We start from the raw sequence: 17,350 nt of genomic DNA on the forward strand, positions 1-17,350 counted from the left end.
TCAGTAGCGGCGGTTGATCGCCTCCAGACGTTCCAGGTTCACGATCGTCGAGAGCATCAGGCGGTCCTGGCTCCAGTCGCCGGGCTGACGCACGGAAGCCGCAGCCATCGAAACACCGACAGCCAAAACTCCCGCCAGGACCGGCACCGCCATCTTCAGCGGTGCAGAAACGGGCCGGTTCGCCAGAGCCAAAAGGCGGCCGGCGAAGGCCTGTTTGGCCGATCGGTCCTGCGCACGGAAGAACGCCACATGCATCGCACGCGGAAGCGGACCCTTGACCTGGCGCTCACAGAACCCAAGAAGGCAAGCGATGTACTCTCTCGTTTCGATGCGGTTGCGGATGATCACCTTCTGGTCGCAGCTCAGCTCCCGCAGCTGGTCGAATGATCGCTTCCACAGGCCGAAGGCGGGGTTCCAGAACATCAGCGGACGCATCACTTCGAACGCCAATTCCCATTCCACGTCACCATCGCGAAGGTGCTGCAACTCATGAGCGAGGATGAAACGCAGCTCCTTCGGTTCCGTGACAAGGCTCGAGGGAAGAACGATATACCGGCGCATAAGGCCGCGCGCAGCGAAAGGAATGCTGACCCGATCAGAGAGACGAATGTCGACCTTGCCAATGCGACGCCAAAGATAGCTTCCCTGAACCGCGTTTCGGACAGCGGCCGCCGACCACAGCATTCGCAAGGTCTGAAAGGCCGCGGCCACGAACAGGATCGCGATAATGCCGGCCAGCAAGGGCGCCTCGCCATCAAAAAGAGCATCCATCAATCGCCCGCGTGTATTCAGCAAGGCTTCGAACTCTACTGCCGGGATCGCGATTTCGCCCCTCAGATACGACGCCACGGCGATGTCGCTCACCGTGATCGGGGTCTTGGGCCAGAGGTTCTGACTGACCGACACCGCGATATGCGCGATCGCGGGGCTGACAAGCGTGAACAGCAGCGCCATCTTCATCAGCCGAAGCTGAGCAGGGTAATTATGCTTCAGGATCGTGCGGGACATCCCCGCCTGAACGATCGCCCACAAGCAGAACGCCAACAGAAACACGATGTTGGCATCAATGAATAGATCAAGTGCCGGTTTCATCGCTGTCATCTTGGAGCCTCCTCTCCACCAGCGCCCGAATATCCTCTAGATCCGATGCCGTCAGTTCCGCGTCATCGACGAGCCGGGCAACAAGTGATGCCGGCGTATCGTCGAAAAGGGTGCGTGACAGATTCTGCAGCGATCGGGTCTGATAATTGTCTTTTTGGAGGAGTGGTGTGTAGACCAGCGTCTTGCCTTCCTTGCGACTTTTCACAAAGCCTTTTTCGTCAAGAATGCGCAGGATCGTGGCTCCCGACGTGTAAGCCAGGTTCCGTTCCGGAGGCAGCTGATCAAGGACGTCTCTGACGGAGCCCTCGCCGAGCGACCAGAGCTCGTTCATGAACTCCAGTTCGACCTCAGTCAGCAGGTCTCCCTTTTTTCGTTTGCGCATCGGTCCTTGTCGTTCCACCAATTCGTCACTCCCCACCCCTACAAAACCATTCATTGCGCGTCACGCGAAGCCTAAACTTTCCAGAAGACGAAAATTCCCCAGCCAATCGCGATGAAAAGCGGGATCCAGATTGGCTGCCCGACAAACCCAAGCCATGCCAGAAAGATGTAGGCGGCGCCGAGAAGCGTGATGAACAAACGGTCACCCAGCGTCGTGGTCAGTCCCAGAACTCCCTTGCGTTCAAGCCCGTCGCGCAACCAGAATCCCTCGAGCAAGCCGATCACGAGGATCGCCGAGAAGATGCCTACGAAGACGGCCAGCGTCGCTGGTGTCCATGCCATCCAAAAATCCGGCCAAAGCGGATCGGTCCACGAAAACCCCTTCTCTTCCTGCTTCCCCACGTTGCCCCACCCCGCCTGCTGGGCAAACGCGGCACCGGGAACAAGGAAAACAAGCAGTAGGCAACGCAGCATCACTCAGACCCTCCCCATCGCGAAGCCGCGGGCGATATAATTCCGCACGAACCAGATCACGATCGCGCCCGGGATGATCGTTAGCGTGCCCGCAGCCGCCAGCAATCCCAGTTCATAGCCGGCGCTCGAGGCGGTGCGCGTCATCACCGCCGCGATCGGCTTGGCCTCTACCGCCGTCAGCGTCTTGGCAAGCAACATCTCGACCCACGAGAACATGAAACAAAAGAACGCGGCCACCCCGACGCCCGCCTTGATGTTGGGCAGGAAAATCTTCACGAAGAACCTCGGGAAGGAATACCCGTCGACATAGGCCGTCTCGTCCAGCTCTTTCGGGATCGAACGCATGAAGCCTTCCAGGATCCAGACCGCCAGCGGAACGTTGAACAGCGTGTGCGCCAGCGCCACGGCGATATGCGTGTCGAACAGGTTGATCGACGAATAGAGCTGGAAGAACGGCAGCGCGAAAACCGCCGCCGGAGCCATCCGGTTCGTCAGCAACCAGAAGAACAGCTGCTTGTCGCCAAGGAACCGGTAGCGTGAGAACGCGTAGGCCGCCGGCAAGGCGACCGCCACCGAAAGCACCGTGTTCAGAGAGACATAGAGGATTGAGTTGATATAGCCCCAATACCACGTCGGATCGGTGAAGATGGCCTTGTAGTTGTCCAGCGTGAAGGTCTGCGGGAACAGCGAGAACCCGGACAGGATCTCGTTTGTCGTCTTGAAGGACATCGCCACCAGCCAATAGATCGGCAACATCAGGAAGGCGATGTAGAGGATCGGGATGACTGACCTTTTTCTCATTTCTGGTCGTCCTTCGTCATCAATGTATAGAACACCCAGCTCACCAGAAGCGTGATCGCGAAGTAGATCAGGCTCATCGCCGCCGCCGGGCCAAGGTCGAACTGCCCCAGCGCGATCTTCACCAGGTCGATCGACAAAAGCGTCGTCGAGTTGCCGGGGCCGCCACCGGTCAGAACAAAGGGCTCTGTATAGATGTTAAAGCTGTCCATGAACCTCAGAAGGATCGCGATGGTCAGCACCGTCTTCATCTTGGGCAACTGGATATAGCGGAAGACGCTCCACGGGCTTGCCCCGTCGATCTTGGCCGCCTGGTAATAGGCATCCGGAATCGAGACCAGGCCGGCATAGCACAAAAGCACCACAAGCGAGGTCCAGTGCCAGACATCCATCACGATCACCGTGATCCAGGCCGCAAGCGGCTGCTGGGTCATGTCATAGTTGATACCCAGCACATCGTTCAGGAAATACCCCATCAGCCCGATCTTCGGCAGGGTGAAGATGTTCCACATCGAGCCGACGACATTCCACGGGATCAGCATGGGCAATGCCATAAGCACCAGGCAGACCGGCACCCAGATGCCCTTCCTGGGCATGGACAAGGCCACGATGATGCCCAACGGCACCTCGATCAACAGGATCAGAAAGGTGAACAGGAACTGTCGGCCCAGCGCGGCCTGAAACCGCTCCGACCTCAGAATCTGTTCGAACCAGTCCAGCCCTTGCCAGAAGAACTGGTTGTTCCCGAACGTCTCCTGTACCGAGTAGTTGACCACGGTCATCATCGGCACGAGCGCGTTGAACGCAACCAGCGCCAGAACCGGCAGAACGAAGAACCACGCTTTCTGATTTTCGGTTCTCATGCGCGTGCCTCCGTCGCGATCCAGCCATCCCGGTAGACGCGGGTTTTCTCGGGGCGCAGACCCAGATGAACCTCGCTGCCCTGCTCGGGTGCGTCGTGCTCGGTCACGATCTTGAGGGCGCTGTCTCCGACCATGGCTTCCACCACGAAATGCCGGCCCACGTCGGAAACCTTGGTAACGCGTGCTGGCACCCCGGTTCCGCCGATGTCGATATGCTCGGGGCGGACGCCCAGTTTCACTGTACCGCCTTGCCCGCTCACCGGACCTTCAAGCGCCACCTCGTGGCCCTGGAACAGCGCGCGATCGCCACGGACTTCGCAGGGCAGGACGTTCATGCCGGGCGATCCGATGAAATGGCCCACGAAGGTGTGCTGCGGGCGCTCGAACAGCTCGACCGGCGTGCCGATCTGCACAACCTCGCCATCCTGCATGACGACCACCTCGTCGGCGAAGGTCAGCGCTTCGGTCTGGTCGTGCGTCACATAGATCATTGTCGCCTTGACCCGCTGGTGCAGCTCCTTGAGCTTCGACCGAAGCTTCCACTTGAGATGCGGATCGATCACCGTCAGCGGTTCGTCAAACATCACGACGTTCACATCGTCGCGTACCAGCCCCCGCCCCATCGAGATCTTCTGCTTGTTGTCCGGGCTCAGACCAGAGGCGCGGGTGTCCAGCATCGGCTCGACCTCCAGCATCGCCGCGATCTCGGCCACTCGGGCCGCGATCCGCGTGGGTTCCACACCCCGATTCTTCAATGGAAACGCAAGGTTCTGCCGTACGGTCATCGTGTCGTAGATCACGGGAAACTGGAACACCTGCGCGATGTTGCGCTGATCCGGCGGTAGCCCGGTGACATCGCGATCATCGAACAGCACCTTTCCCTCGGACGGCGTCAGCAGGCCGGAGATGATGTTCAGAAGGGTGGACTTCCCGCAACCGGACGGGCCCAGCAGAGCGTAGGCCCCGCCATCCTTCCATGTGACATCGATCTCCTTCAGGGCATAATCGTCCGGACCTGTCGGGTTCGGATAGTAACTGTGCCGGAGCTTCGACAGCGTGATGCGCGCCATGTCAGGCCACCCTCTTTCCGTCGGTTCCAAAATAGCGGCAATGGGCCGGATCCATGTAGAACACATGGTCTTCCCCGACCTCGTAGGGATGCACACCCGCGGCCAGCGAAACCCAGGCGTCGTCGCCCAGGCGGAAATGCGCACTCGAATCCGAGCCCGACAACTCCGTCACCAGGACATGACCCTTGAGCGCCACATCGCGTTCGTTCATTCGGTGCGGCGTCACCCGGTGTGGGCGCACTGCCACGGTGTAACGCCCATCGGGCAGGCTCGCGGCCTGCCCTGCCAATGGCCAGGTAATCCCGGTCGCCAGACGTGCCTCGCTGCCGGCTTTCGTCACAGCGGCGACATTGATCGGCGGATCGGAAAAGACCTGTGCAGCCTTCAGATTGTCGGGGTTGCGATAGATGTCCGCTGTCGGCCCAAACTGAGTCACCTGCCCGTCCGACATCAGTGCGGTTCGCCCGCCCAGAAGCAGCGCTTCCTCGGGCTCCGACGTTGCATAGACGACAACCGAACCGCGTCCGGCCAGCAGCTCCGGCAGTTGCTCGCGCAATTCCTCCCGCAATTTGTAGTCGAGGTTCGCCAGCGGCTCGTCCAGCAGGACCGCGCGGCTTTCCTTCGCGATGGCGCGGGCCAGAGCGGTGCGCTGCTGCTGCCCACCCGACAATTCGCTCGGGCGCCGGTGAAGCATCGGACGAAGCTGCAGAAGATCCGCCGCCTCTTCGACCCGCCCCTGAATTTCACTGTTCGCCATGCCCGCGACACGCAGAGGTGAGGCGATGTTCTCGAACACGGTCATATGGGGATAGTTGACGAAGAACTGGTGCACGAGGCTGACATTCCGCTTCTGCGTCGAGATGCGGCTCACATCCTGTCCGTCCATCAGCACCTTGCCACCGGCCAAAGGATCCAGTCCGGCGATCAGCTTGATGAGCGAGGTCTTTCCCGACCCGGTCGCGCCCAGCAATACATTGAAATGTCCCGCCTCCAGCCGAAGCGTCGTCGGCTTGATGTGGGTGATCCGTCCGACCACCTTCGAGGCATCCTGAAGCTCGATCATCCCCGGTGTTCCACTCTTCCCCAGACCATGCTGGAGGCCGCCGCGCAGGCGGCGGCCTCCGGTTCACGTGTTACAGATCACTGAGAACGCCAGCGTGCCACAAGATCGTCGTAGTTGACGGTCTCGCCCTGAGGCTTCTCGTTTTCCAGCTTGGCCTTCGGCGCACCGGGCTGGCTCAGCCAGTACTCCGGATCACGCGGCTCGTTCAGACGAGGCCCGCAGCCGCCATAGACACCAGCCGCTTCGTCTGCCTGCTGCATCCGCGCCATGGTGATGTCCATCTCTTCGGCAAGACGATCCATGGCTTCCTGGGCGGTGAAGGCACCCGAGTTCACGTCACCGATCTGCTGCCACCAGATCTGGGCCAGCTTCGGATAATCCGGCACGTTGATGCCGGTCGGCGACCATGCCACGCGGTCAGGCGAGCGATAGAACTCGACCAGGCCGCCCAGCTTGGGTGCACGCTCGGTGAAGGACTCGTGGTTGACCGACGAGTCGCGGATGAAGGTCAGGCCAACGTGCGATTTCTTCACGTCGACCGTCTTCGAGGTGACGAACTGGGCATAGAGCCAGGCCGCCTGAGCGCGATCCGACGGGGTGGACTTGAGGAAGGTCCACGATCCCACGTCCTGGTAGCCAACCTTCTGGCCTTCGGTCCAATAGGGGCCGTGCGGGCTGGGAGCCATCCGCCACAGCGGGTTACCGTCGGCATCCACCGTGTTGTTGCCTTCCGACTGCGGCTTCACCATGTCTGCGGTAAAGGCCGTGTACCAGAAGATTTGCTGAGCCACGTTGCCTTGGCTCAGCGCCGGCAGCGACTGGTAGAAGTCGTAGGACGCCGCCCCCGGAGGTGCATAATTCCGCAGCCATTCGTCCCACTTGCGGATCGCGTAAACGGCCGCCGGGCCGTTCGCCGCACCACCGCGCGACACGCTTGCGCCGACGGGGTTGCAGGTACCCGCTTCCATGCGGATGCCCCATTCGTCGACCGGAATGCCGTTCGGTTCACCCACGTCGCCGGCACCGGCCATCGACAGCCATGCGTCGGTCATCCGCCAGCCAAGGTCAGGGGCGCGCTTGCCATAATCCATGTGGCCATAAATGCGGGTGCCGCCGATCTCCTGGACATCGTTGGTAAAGAACTCCGCGATATCCTCATAGGCCGACCAGTTGACCGGAACGCCCAGGTCATAGCCGTACTTCTCCTTGAAGCGGGCCTGGATGTCCGGATCGTCGAACCAGTCCTTGCGGAACCAGTAGAGGTTCGCGAATTGCTGATCCGGCAACTGGTAGAGGTTACCGTCCGGTCCGGTGGTGAACTGGATTCCCATGAAGTCTTCGAGATCCAGCGTGGGAGAGGTCGTTGCCGCCCAATCGCCCGCCATCTGTTGCGTCAGGTTATAGGCCAGCTGCAGACGCGAATGGGTACCGATCAGGTCGGAGTCGTTCACGTAACCGTCATAAAGGTTCCGGCCGGTCTGCATCTGTGTCTGGACAGCCTGAACCACTTCGCCTTCGCCGAGGATCTGGTGGTTCACCTTGATGCCGGTGATTTCCTCGAATGCCTTGGTCAGTACTTCCGACTCATAGGAATGCGTCGGAATGCCTTCCGAAAGCACGTTGATTTCCATACCGGCGTAAGGCGCCGCAGCGTCGATGAACCACTTCATCTCCGCCAACTGTTCGTCCTTGCCGAGCGTCGAAGGCTGGAATTCCTCGTCGATCCAGCGCTGGGCAGCCGCTTCATCAGCAAAAGCGCTACCGTATCCCGCAATGACGGCTCCCGCCGCCACTGCGGAGAGTAGATACATCCGCATCTGTCTCCTCCCTAAGTGTTTGGTCCATTGACTTTCGGACCTGCAAATCCTGCGACCAGACCGCGTCGCTTGTCAAACTAAAAAATTAGTAATTGAACGATCCGAAATTGAAACCTCATTATTTTACGTCGCAGGCGTTATGGATAACGGCGTGCGCAGTTTCAGGCACGCCCCTTGGGATTGGCCTGTGGACACAGCGGCCCGAACGGCGTCGGTCTCCGAAAAAGGCGCAGTGTCGCGGGGGCTGAGATACGACATCTTGCCGAATTCCACACACCGGTGAGCGTTGTTCTCGCGAACGCCTCAACAGCTCGTCCAAGGATTGATCCGGACTGGGTCCACTAATCTTGGCAGGGCGACTTTGTCCGCACAGCGGTCGCTAGCCAGATTTGGGTGAACGACCGCTTTCGGCGTAAGCCGCCACTGGGAATTTTGCGCCTAAGGTCAGCTTCGCGGACTATCCTGACCTTCGCAGGTTTGGCAAAAGGAAACCATGACACAGTCTGTTCGTTACCTTTCGCACCCTCAGGTCATCATTGATCCTACGAAACCGGTGCAGAGTTGGTCACTCAACGAACGCGGGCATGAGCGGGTCGCCGCGCTTGCAGCATCTGATGCGCTTTTGGGGACCCGGCACGTAATTAGTAGTGCTGAGACCAAGGCGCTCGAAACTGCCACACCACTGGCGGAAGCTCTTGGGTGCCAGCTGGTAATACGTGAGGCGATGCATGAGAATGATCGGGGCGCCACTGGTTTTCTTCCACCGGATGAATTTGAAACCGTGGCAGACCAGTTCTTTGCTCATCCCGAGGAGAGTGTGCGGGGCTGGGAAACAGCTAAAACCGCGCAGGCGCGAATCGTCAGAGAGGTTCGCGCTTGCCTAGAGGCGTGCAATCGAGGCGATGTTCTCTTCGTCGGTCATGGTGGAGTGGGGACGCTTTTGTTTTGTCACCTTTCTCAAGTGCCAATCAGCAGGAGATTTGACCAGGGCTCAGGCGGCGGTGGCTGCTACTTTGAGTTTGCGGCGCCGAATGGAAAACCAATCGCAAATTGGCAGCCGCTCGAGAACCTGATCGGCAATGCCTAAGACAAGCTCGCGTAACCTTTTGGCTCCCAACAGTCATATGAGGCTTTCGTCAGATGTTTGGATTGCACCCCGTTGCTGCCGACCTCCGAAAAGTGGTCTTCCGAGGCGGCCGGAGTCCACGTCTATCGGTTCATCCAATACGTCCTGGAGGGGCAAGATCGCCGGGCGGGATCAGGCGGTCCGTCATCGCTGCCACAACCGCCCGAGCCTGAAACCGATAAGTCTCGAAACTCTTTTAAGGCCCGAGCATGCTCATCGCACTTTCAGCCGAACTTGACACTCATGTACCAATAGGCGTTCATCGCAACCGATGCGGCGAGCAATTCAAATCCTCTGCCGTCGGGTTTCACCTCGCCCTTTCGAATAGTCACCGCCGTCATCTGGAGTGCTGCGGGCCGCACTCAGCCGAAGGTGTCCTGCTCAAGTGTTTCCGACTGCGCACGCAAACGGGCTGCAGCCTGTTCCGCCGTTAGATCGCGTTGGGGCTCCGCCAGCATCTCGTATCCGACTAGGAACTTCCTCACGGTCGCCGACCTGAGGAGTGGCGGGTAGAAATGGGCATGCAGTTGCCAATGCGCGGTCTCCTTCAGTCCGGGCGGCGCGCCGTGCCATCCCATCGAATAAGGAAACTCGGTCCGGAAGAGACCGTCGTAGCGCGTGCAAAGCCGTTTCAGAATTTCAGCGAGCCTGTCCCGCTCTTGTGTCGAAAGATCCGTTAGCCGGGGGCGGTGCCGTTTCGGCGTGAGCAGCGTTTCGAACGGCCAAACCGCCCAGAACGGCACCACGGCGATCCAATCGTCATTTTCGACGACCACCCGGGTTTCGCCGCTCTGCTCCGCTTCGCAATATGATACGAGCAGGTTTTGTCCCGTTTCCGAGAGAAACGCTTCTTGCGCCTGGTCCTCTCGGGCTACTTCGCTCGGGACAAAATCGGAGGCCCATATCTGGCCATGGGGGTGAGGATTTGAGCACCCCATCATCGCCCCCTTGTTCTCGAAGATCGCCACCCAGGCGTAGTCCCTGGCCAAGGTTTCATATTCCCGGACCCAGACATCCACCACCTTGCGGATTGCCTCGACCGGCAAGGCCGGAAGCGTCAGGTCATGTCGTTCGGAGAAACAGATCACGCGAGAGGTTCCGCACGCCGTCCGGGACTGGAAGAGCGGCGAGCCGGTATCCTCGTGAAATGGGGTGTCCTTCAGAAGCGCGGGGAAGTCGTTTTCGAAGACAAAGGGCCCCGTATAGTCCGGGTTTCTGACGCCGTTCGCCCTTTCGTTGCCCGCGCAGAGATAGCACCCCGCATCGTGTGGCGGCCGCTGCCTGTTCACTGGCGCCTCGGACTGTCCCTGCCAGGGACGGTTGCTCCGATGCGGAGACACAAGCACCCATTCGCGCGTGAGCGGGTTGTAGCGACGATGCGGATGTTGCTCGAAAATCATTCGATGCTCTCTTCTTGCCTCCAGATCGTGCGGGCAATCCACCCGGTCACGGCAGCGGCGCCGCGAGTTCGGCAATGCGCCTGCCCAGCGGCTCCGACGTCGCGGCGACCAATCTTCCATGCCGCAAGGACGGGGAATAGGGATGTTCGCCGTCGACTGCCGCCCAGCCCCCAACCTCTTCTACAAGCAAGACACCAGCGGCATGGTCCCACGGTTTCAGCGCGTATGAGCGCAGGAAATCGACCCGTCCAGAGACAAGCCCGCGATACTCGTGGCATGAGCAGCGGATATCGCGGATGTTCATGACCGGGTCGAAGCCCCTCCGCACGATTTCGCGCGTTGACGAGTCGTAGTCATCCAGAGTCACGTATCCTCTGGCCTGGTTGAGCGCCGAAGACTTGTCGCAAGACCCAAGCCGTGTAACCGTGCCGTCTGGGCGGCGAAACCATGCCCCGTCTCCGCGCTGGGCAAACATCCAGTCATCCAGCACCGGATCATAGAGAATACCGAACATTGTCTGCCCATTGTGGACCACCGCGAGGATCGTCCCGAAGACCGCAAGGCCAGCGACGTAGTTTCCCGTACCGTCGATCGGATCGACGATCACGCAGGTTTCGCAGGTGCAGATAGCATCAAGCAGTCGCGCGTCCTCGGCCACCGCCTCCTCTCCGATAACTGCGGCGCCAGGCAGGATTTTTTCGACGCCCCGCCGGATCATCTCTTCTGCTGCCCTGTCCGCAACCGTGACAAGGTCCGCCGGACCAGACTTCGTCTCGACGTCGCTGACGGACAAGTTGCGGAAGCGCGGCATGATCTCGCTGGCAGCTGCGTTGCGCACGACGTCGATAAGGTCATCGATGTCATGCGCGGACAGTCTCACCGGGCAAGCCCCCGGACCCTCTGCGGGGTCACGACGTGATGGCCCTCTGGTGCGATATCGTGGAAAAAATAAAAATCCTGAAGCGCCGCCGGCCGGATTGGCTCGTTCCCGAAAGGCAAGGCGGAATCGTAGGGCGCCACCATGCTGCCTGCGACGTAGCACGTCATCCGACCTTCGCTCGCGACGTAGGGGCGGTGAACATGGCCCGACAGCACTATGACTTGCTCGTGCGCCGTGCCCATTATTTTCATGAAACGCTCGCGCCCCTCCAACCGGCAGAAGCCGTCGAACTGTTTCAACCCCAGAACGAGCGGCGGGTGATGCATGACGACGACAAGGCGGTCACCATTCTTCCGCGCCACCTCCTGCTCGAGAAGTACAAGACCCTCCTCGTCGAGCGCGCCCTCGGTTGTCGCCTCGATGCATGTATCAAGCCCGAGGAGGCGAACCCCAGCAACCTCGACGACCCGATTTGTGATGTGCCAGTCTGCGAAGATCTTCGAAGTCTGGCCAAAGGCATGCATGCCCGCGGGCCCATCGTGGTTCCCGGGGACAATGGCGACCGGCACGCCGATCGCACTGAACATCTGCACGAAATCATCAAATTGACGGGGATCTGCCTTGTCGGTCAGGTCTCCCGAAACCACGACGAGATCGAGCGCTTCCGAAACGGCTGTCAGATCTGCGACAACGGCCTTCGCCACGTCCTTGGGATCACCAACGGCGCCATTCAGTCCGAGATGCAAGTCAGAGACATGAGCGAGCCTCATCGGTGGCCTCCTGAGGCTTCGAATGATACCGGAGCGATCTTCACTTGATCCCCGCTCGCATGAAGTTCGCGACGAACTGCCTTTGAAAAATGAGGAACGCGATGATCAGCGGAGCTGTCGTCATTAACGTCGCCGCATTGACGAGCGACCATTCGATGCCGCTTTCCACTGTAGCGAAGACGCTCAAACCAACGGTCACCGGGCGCACCTCGGGCGAGTTTGTCACGATAAGGGGCCAAAGGAAGTTGTTCCAATGAAAGCTGATCGAAACAAGCCCATAGGCCAGATAGACGGGACGCGCCAGCGGCACGTAGACCGTCCAGAGGACACGCCAGGCGCCCGCGCCCTCGATCTGGGCCGCCTCGTCAAGCGACTTCGGCACCGTCAGAAATGTCTGGCGGAGCAAGAAAATCCCAAAAGCCGACGTCAGGTAGGGCAAGGCAATTCCGATAATCGTATCGGTGAGGCCGATCGTCGAAAGCGTAAGGTAGTTCTCCACGATCAGGATCTCGGGCGAGATCAGAAGCTGCACCATCACGAGACTGAAGAGGAACCCTGCCCACCGGAAGCGATAGCGCACGAAGGCATAGGCCACGAGCGTGCAGAGGATGAGGTTGGCCACCAGCACCGTAACGATGAGGATCACCGTATTGAGGAAGTAGAGTGCGAAGGGTGCCGCGGCCCAGGCCTCGGTGAAATTCGACAGCGTGATCGGCGCGTTCCAAACGAAATTGGCCGAGTATCTCTCGGGGTGAAACGCAGTCCAGACCGAGTAAAGGAATGGCAGGCCCCAGACAGCGGCAAGCACGAAAGCCAGTGTCGTGAAGGCAATTCGGTTGAGCCCGGAGGTCATTGGTAATGCGCCTTCCTGTTGAGCACCCAGAACTGAAACGCCGCAAGGATGCCGAGTATAACGACCATCAAGACGGTCAGCGTGGCGCCGTAGGCGAAGTCACGGAAGCCAAAAGTGACCTCATAGATGTAGTAGAGCAGGAGCGAGCTCGAATTGCTCGGCCCGCCCCGGGTCATTACCACGATGTGGTCGACAAGGCGGAAGGCGTTTATCAACGCGTTGACCGCCACGAAGATTGTCGTCGGCCTGAGAAGCGGAAGCACCACGTCGAAGAAAATCCGAACAGACCCTGCGCCTTCGAGACGGGCGGCGTCCTTGAGGTTTGTCGGGATGGATTGCAGCGCGGCCAGGTAGAAGATCATGAAGAGCCCGGCTTCTTTCCAAACCGCCACCACCATCATCGAGGCGAGCGAGGTTTCGGTGCTGCCGAGGAAGTTGATCGAGGGCAGTCCCACCGCGTTCAGAAGCTGTGACGCCAGGCCAATGCCCGGCGCGTAGAAGAAAAGCCAGATATTCGCGACCGCCACCATCGGCAGCATCGTCGGCAGGAAGAACGAAAGACGCATCAGCCCGGTCGCGGGAAGCTTGGAATTGACCAGAAGAGCCATGCCGATCGCCAGCGCGATAGCAATCGGCACGGTGCCGATCGCATAGATGAAGCTGTTGATCAGCACCTGCATCAGCTTGTCGTCTTCGAGCAGTGTCTCGTAATTCTTGAGGCCGACAAACCGCGACGGGCGGAAGGAAGAGCCGTTGTTCCAGAAGGAATTCAACAGCGCCTTGGCTGCCGGATAATGCGTGAATGCCACAAGAAGCGAACAGGGCATCAGAAGCAGGATAAATCCCATCCCGTATGACAAGCGCATGTTCATGTGTCAGTTCGCCCGAGTTTCCGTTGGGGGTGACTGCGCGCCACGGGAAATATGGCGCGCAGTCAGTTCGTCCTCGCCTCAGCGATACTCGCCAAGGATGTCGTCAGCCTTTTCTTGGGCTTCGGCCAGCGCGGTGGCCGCGTCGGCCGCTCCCGTGATGACACCCTCGATGGCATCGACCAGGAATTGCGTAACCCGCGCGCGCTGGAAGGTGGCGAACTCGCGATAGGCGTGCGGCATCTGGTCGAGCGCCACCAGCGCCTGCGGCAGGCGCTCGGCATATTCCTTCATCTGAGGCGTTTCCCAGGCCGCCTGGCTCGGGGCCACATAGCCTGTCGCCATGCTCCAGATCGCCTGGTTCTCGGGGGTCGTCATGAACTTGACGAAGTCGAGGGCTGCTTCACGCTCTTCGTCGGAAATGTCCTTGAAGATATAGAAGTTGCCGCCGCCGACCGGGGCACCCGGACCGTCGCCGCCGGGCAGGAAGCCCACGCCCCAGTCGAACTCAGCGTTCTCGTTGATGAAGGCAAGGTTGCCGGTCGAAGTCCAGATGGACGCCGCCTGACCTTCGAGGAACGCCTTCGGCGTATCGCCCCAGGTGATGCCGCCCGGTGCCATGACCTCTTCGTCGGCAAGGCGCAGCATGAACTCAAGAGACGCCTTCGCCGCGTCGGTGTCGAAGCGCGCCTCGGTGCCCGTGTCGGTGGACAGGACATCGCCCTTGGACTTGACGAGGCCGCCGAAGAGCCACGCACCGGCAAGCCCGAGGTTCGGGATGCGCGTGCCCCACTGGGTCACGTTGCCGTTCGCATCCTTGATAGTCAGTTTCTTGCCCATCTCGACCATCTCGTCCCAGGTCTTGGGCGTGACTTCTGGGTCGAGGCCGGCGGCGCGCCAGGCGTCCTTGTTGTAATAGAAAACCGGTGTCGACCGCTGGAAGGGGATCGAGTAGACCTTGGCGTCGAAACGGGTGTCGACCATGAAGCCTTCATAGAAGCTGTCGATCCAGGCCTTATCCTCGGCCGAGGTCGCGATGTCCGAGATCGGTGTGATCACGTCCTCTTCGATCAAAGTGAAGATGTCGATGGCCAAAAGCACCGCGACTTGCGGCGGGTCGCCCGCCTGTGCAGCGGTCAGCGCCTTGGTGGTCGTTTCTTCGTAGTTCCCCGCATAGACGGCCTTCACACTGTGCTGGGGGTTCTGCGCCGCCCAGGCGTTGGTCAGTTGCTCGATCGTAGCCACAGCGGGAGCGTTCACGCCGACAGGGAAATAGAATTCCAAATCGGCCGCCTGAACCACTGGAGCGGTCATGCTCATCGCCGCGCCTATGATCAGCGGCAGCGCCGTTTTCTGTCTGATGTTCATGGTGTCTCCTCCTTGTTGTCGCCACCCTTGGCGGTGTTGTTGGTCCGGAATCACAAGGTGAATCCCCTGCGATGGCCGTCCGACTTCGAAAAAAGATGTGTGCTGGCAGCTGACCAGCCAACGCTGATCTCGGAGCCTTCTTCGGGCGCTCCGTCGCCGGCATGCGCCGCTATGAACCGCGCGCCCGAGGGTGCAACGAGATGCACCAGAAAGACCTTCCCCTCGTATTCGAGGCTTTCGACCCGAGCGGTTGCGCTGAATTCGGTGTCACTGGCACCAAGTGTCAGGCTCTCCGGGCGGACACCGAAAAGCGCGTCGGAAGGGGCCAAGCCACCCTCGGGGGCGAGCGTCGATGGCGCACGCACATCCTCCGGTGACAGCAGGTTCATCGGCGGCGTTCCGATGAACCCGGCGGCAAAGGTGTTCGCCGGCCTGTCGTAGAGTTCCTGCGGAGTGCCGACCTGGCTGACATTTCCCGCATTCATCAGCACGACCCGATCGGACATCGACAGAGCCTCGCTTTGGTCATGGGTGACGTACACGACCGTGATGCCCAGCTTCTTGTTCAGTGAGCGGATCTCGCTTCTGATTTCGACGCGCAGCTTGGCGTCGAGGTTGGAGAGGGGCTCGTCCATCAGGACCAGCGGCCGGTCCGACACCAGAACACGCGCCAGTGCCACGCGCTGTTGTTGGCCACCGGATAGCTGGGAAGGCTTGCGATCCAGAAGCTTGCCAAGCGCCATGAGCTCCGCGACCCGCGCCAGCGCCTTTTCCTTTTCGGCCTTCGGGACTTTCCGGACATTGAGGCCATAGGTGATGTTCTCCGCGATCGTCATATGCGGAAAGAGCGCGTAGTTCTGGAAGACCATGCCGATATTGCGCTCGGCTACCGGGATGCGCGCGACATCCTTCTTACCGATCAGAATCTGGCCGCCGCTGATCTCGTCAAGGCCCGAGACCAGCCGCAGGATAGTGCTCTTGCCGCAACCAGACGGACCCAGAAGCGTCAGAAAACCGCCCGGCTCGATGTCGAAATTGACGTCGCGCAGCACCTCTACTGCGCCCCAACTCTTCATGAGGTTGACCACCTCGAGGGAAACACCCGCGGCGCTCATGCCAACACCAGCGCGATGCCTGCGCCTTCGAGCCGCTGACGACTATCATCGTCGAGTCCATCATCAGTGATGATGCAATCGATATCGTCAAACGACGCCGTCTTGATGAAGCCGCCCGCCCCCACCTTCTCATGCTGTGCCACGACCATGTTCCGGCGCGACGCCGCAACAACTTCCGCCTGAATCTGGCTATAGCTTTCATCTCCGATCGAGATTGAGCGATTGGCCAGATCGATGGATGAGCAACAGAGAAAGGAGATATCGAACGTCAGCGTGCGGATCGCCGAGATTGCAAGCCGCCCTCCGAAGGAGTCGTTCACGCCAATGTAGGCGCCTCCGATCAGGTAGAAATTCGGGATACCCTGATCCCGCAGCCGCGACGCGATGCGCAGGCACGAGGTCACATAACGGCAGTCTGGTTTCCTATGGGCGCTCTCGGCAACCGCAAGTGCGGTCGTCCCGGCGTCCAGAAACACCGTCTCACCGCCGTCGAGAAGCTCAATCGCAGCCCGTCCTATGCGCCGCTTCTCCTCGGAGTGGAGCAGCATTCGTTCGTCGTTCGGAAGGTCGATCAAGGCACTGGCGTTGTTCACCACCCCTCCGTGGGTCCGTGTGACGACCCCTGTCTCGCCGAGTTCCTTGAGATCCCGGCGAATGGTGGCGGTCGAAACGCCAAACTCCTTTGAAAGCTCTCCCACCGCGACGGCCCCGCGGCCTTCAACGAGGTCGACGATTTTGCGGCGACGGACTGCGCCTAGCCGGAAGTCGTCCTTCATTGCGCGTTTTTGCTTCTATTCTTAAGCATTTCGCGACTCCTCCCTCATAACGATCATAAAAAATCGTAAACGCGCATTTTTGAGCAGTCAAGCGTCATTCGAGTGCGCCCTCACGGACGCCAGAATCGCATTCCCGAAACCCTGGTTTCATGGACTTGTCGAAGGCTGAAGTGGGCCAACTGCCACTTCAGGAAGGCGAAGAATAGCGGCATTCAGAACAGAAAACCTCTTTGATGTCTTGTCCGAAGCAGACAGCGTAACACAGCTAGCGATGCAAAGATGACGGTCGCGTTTCAACGTCCAATTTGGGCTCAACGGAGACATCCGAGTCTTTTGGTCGGATGACCGCTTTGCCATGTGGAGCGGAAGTTCGGATTTACGGACGCAGTACCTCGTCCACTGTTTCTTGGTCCAACCCCAACACCTTTGCAGCCTCGCGTAGCATCCACGCACCGGCCGGCAGTTTCGCGATCTCAAGACGATCCGCCCATATCTCCCGCGCCCACGTCTCGCGATCGTCGGGAAGCAGACTCTCGATGCTGGTTTTACGCCCTCGTCTGTCAGGCACAGTTCTTACTCTGGATAGAGTTTTGTGCTAGAACATTTCATGAACATTATGCGCATTC

Annotated in this window: 18 protein-coding genes; 1 reads left to right on the forward strand and 17 read right to left on the reverse strand. The window is 59.9% G+C overall.

Annotated elements, in window-relative coordinates:
- The 8 genes from ACKLNI_RS10070 to ACKLNI_RS10105 form a co-directional block, all read right to left on the reverse strand.
- Window positions 1–1,101 carry a M56 family metallopeptidase gene (locus ACKLNI_RS10070; protein WP_413718932.1) on the reverse strand — a complete coding sequence of 367 codons (1,101 nt, stop codon included), beginning with the start codon at window positions 1,099–1,101 and terminating at the stop codon, window positions 1–3.
- Entirely contained in the window at window positions 1,076–1,483 is a 408-nt protein-coding gene (locus ACKLNI_RS10075) for a BlaI/MecI/CopY family transcriptional regulator (RefSeq protein WP_413718957.1), read from the reverse strand. Before ACKLNI_RS10075 ends, ACKLNI_RS10070 begins: the two co-directional genes overlap by 26 nt.
- 71 nt (window positions 1,484–1,554) lie before the next feature.
- On the reverse strand, window positions 1,555–1,956 hold the full coding sequence (locus ACKLNI_RS10080; RefSeq protein ID WP_413718933.1) for a DUF2160 domain-containing protein: 402 nt from the start codon (window positions 1,954–1,956) through the stop codon (window positions 1,555–1,557).
- Between the two features lie 3 nt (window positions 1,957–1,959).
- A complete protein-coding gene (locus ACKLNI_RS10085; RefSeq protein ID WP_413718934.1) occupies window positions 1,960–2,757 on the reverse strand; it encodes a carbohydrate ABC transporter permease in 798 nt (265 codons plus the stop codon).
- A complete protein-coding gene (locus ACKLNI_RS10090; protein WP_413718935.1) occupies window positions 2,754–3,617 on the reverse strand; it encodes a carbohydrate ABC transporter permease in 864 nt (287 codons plus the stop codon). Before ACKLNI_RS10090 ends, ACKLNI_RS10085 begins: the two co-directional genes overlap by 4 nt.
- Complete coding sequence (locus ACKLNI_RS10095) at window positions 3,614–4,687, reverse strand: ABC transporter ATP-binding protein (protein ID WP_413718936.1); 1,074 nt, start codon at window positions 4,685–4,687, stop codon at window positions 3,614–3,616. Before ACKLNI_RS10095 ends, ACKLNI_RS10090 begins: the two co-directional genes overlap by 4 nt.
- A gap of 1 nt (window position 4,688) precedes the next feature.
- Window positions 4,689–5,750 (reverse strand): ABC transporter ATP-binding protein, encoded by a 1,062-nt coding sequence (locus tag ACKLNI_RS10100; RefSeq protein WP_413718937.1) that lies wholly within the window; start codon window positions 5,748–5,750, stop codon window positions 4,689–4,691.
- A 77-nt stretch (window positions 5,751–5,827) separates the two neighbouring features.
- The gene (locus ACKLNI_RS10105) at window positions 5,828–7,567 is read right to left on the reverse strand and encodes an ABC transporter substrate-binding protein (RefSeq protein WP_413718938.1); all 1,740 of its coding nucleotides are present in this window, start codon (window positions 7,565–7,567) and stop codon (window positions 5,828–5,830) included.
- A gap of 493 nt (window positions 7,568–8,060) precedes the next feature.
- Here ACKLNI_RS10105 and ACKLNI_RS10110 point away from each other — a divergent pair, with 493 nt between their 5' ends.
- The gene (locus ACKLNI_RS10110; RefSeq protein ID WP_413718939.1) at window positions 8,061–8,654 is read left to right on the forward strand and encodes a histidine phosphatase family protein; all 594 of its coding nucleotides are present in this window, start codon (window positions 8,061–8,063) and stop codon (window positions 8,652–8,654) included.
- A 263-nt stretch (window positions 8,655–8,917) separates the two neighbouring features.
- Here ACKLNI_RS10110 and ACKLNI_RS10115 read toward each other — a convergent pair whose 3' ends face one another.
- The 9 genes from ACKLNI_RS10115 to ACKLNI_RS10155 all read right to left on the reverse strand — a co-directional run bounded on the left by ACKLNI_RS10115 (window position 8,918) and on the right by ACKLNI_RS10155 (window position 16,724).
- Entirely contained in the window at window positions 8,918–9,055 is a 138-nt protein-coding gene (locus ACKLNI_RS10115) for a hypothetical protein (protein WP_413718940.1), read from the reverse strand.
- Window positions 9,056–10,093 (reverse strand): UDP-glucose--hexose-1-phosphate uridylyltransferase, encoded by a 1,038-nt coding sequence (locus tag ACKLNI_RS10120; RefSeq protein WP_413718941.1) that lies wholly within the window; start codon window positions 10,091–10,093, stop codon window positions 9,056–9,058.
- A gap of 46 nt (window positions 10,094–10,139) precedes the next feature.
- Window positions 10,140–10,973 (reverse strand): inositol monophosphatase family protein, encoded by an 834-nt coding sequence (locus tag ACKLNI_RS10125; RefSeq protein WP_413718942.1) that lies wholly within the window; start codon window positions 10,971–10,973, stop codon window positions 10,140–10,142.
- On the reverse strand, window positions 10,970–11,743 hold the full coding sequence (locus ACKLNI_RS10130) for a metallophosphoesterase family protein (protein WP_413718943.1): 774 nt from the start codon (window positions 11,741–11,743) through the stop codon (window positions 10,970–10,972). Before ACKLNI_RS10130 ends, ACKLNI_RS10125 begins: the two co-directional genes overlap by 4 nt.
- Before the next feature lie 40 nt (window positions 11,744–11,783).
- Window positions 11,784–12,596: a carbohydrate ABC transporter permease gene (locus ACKLNI_RS10135; RefSeq protein ID WP_413718944.1), complete on the reverse strand. Its 813-nt coding sequence runs from the start codon at window positions 12,594–12,596 to the stop codon at window positions 11,784–11,786.
- On the reverse strand, window positions 12,593–13,468 hold the full coding sequence (locus tag ACKLNI_RS10140; RefSeq protein ID WP_413718945.1) for a carbohydrate ABC transporter permease: 876 nt from the start codon (window positions 13,466–13,468) through the stop codon (window positions 12,593–12,595). The genes ACKLNI_RS10135 and ACKLNI_RS10140 overlap by 4 nt, the downstream gene beginning before the upstream one ends.
- Before the next feature lie 78 nt (window positions 13,469–13,546).
- Complete coding sequence (locus ACKLNI_RS10145) at window positions 13,547–14,833, reverse strand: ABC transporter substrate-binding protein (RefSeq protein WP_413718946.1); 1,287 nt, start codon at window positions 14,831–14,833, stop codon at window positions 13,547–13,549.
- A 50-nt stretch (window positions 14,834–14,883) separates the two neighbouring features.
- Window positions 14,884–15,948: an ABC transporter ATP-binding protein gene (locus tag ACKLNI_RS10150; RefSeq protein WP_413718947.1), complete on the reverse strand. Its 1,065-nt coding sequence runs from the start codon at window positions 15,946–15,948 to the stop codon at window positions 14,884–14,886.
- Entirely contained in the window at window positions 15,945–16,724 is a 780-nt protein-coding gene (locus tag ACKLNI_RS10155) for a DeoR/GlpR family DNA-binding transcription regulator (protein ID WP_413718948.1), read from the reverse strand. The genes ACKLNI_RS10150 and ACKLNI_RS10155 overlap by 4 nt, the downstream gene beginning before the upstream one ends.
- Window positions 16,725–17,350: the final 626 nt, after the last annotated feature.

Origin of the sequence: Silicimonas lutimaris (genome assembly GCF_047314965.1) — a bacterium.
GTDB lineage: Bacteria > Pseudomonadota > Alphaproteobacteria > Rhodobacterales > Rhodobacteraceae > JAVJUV01.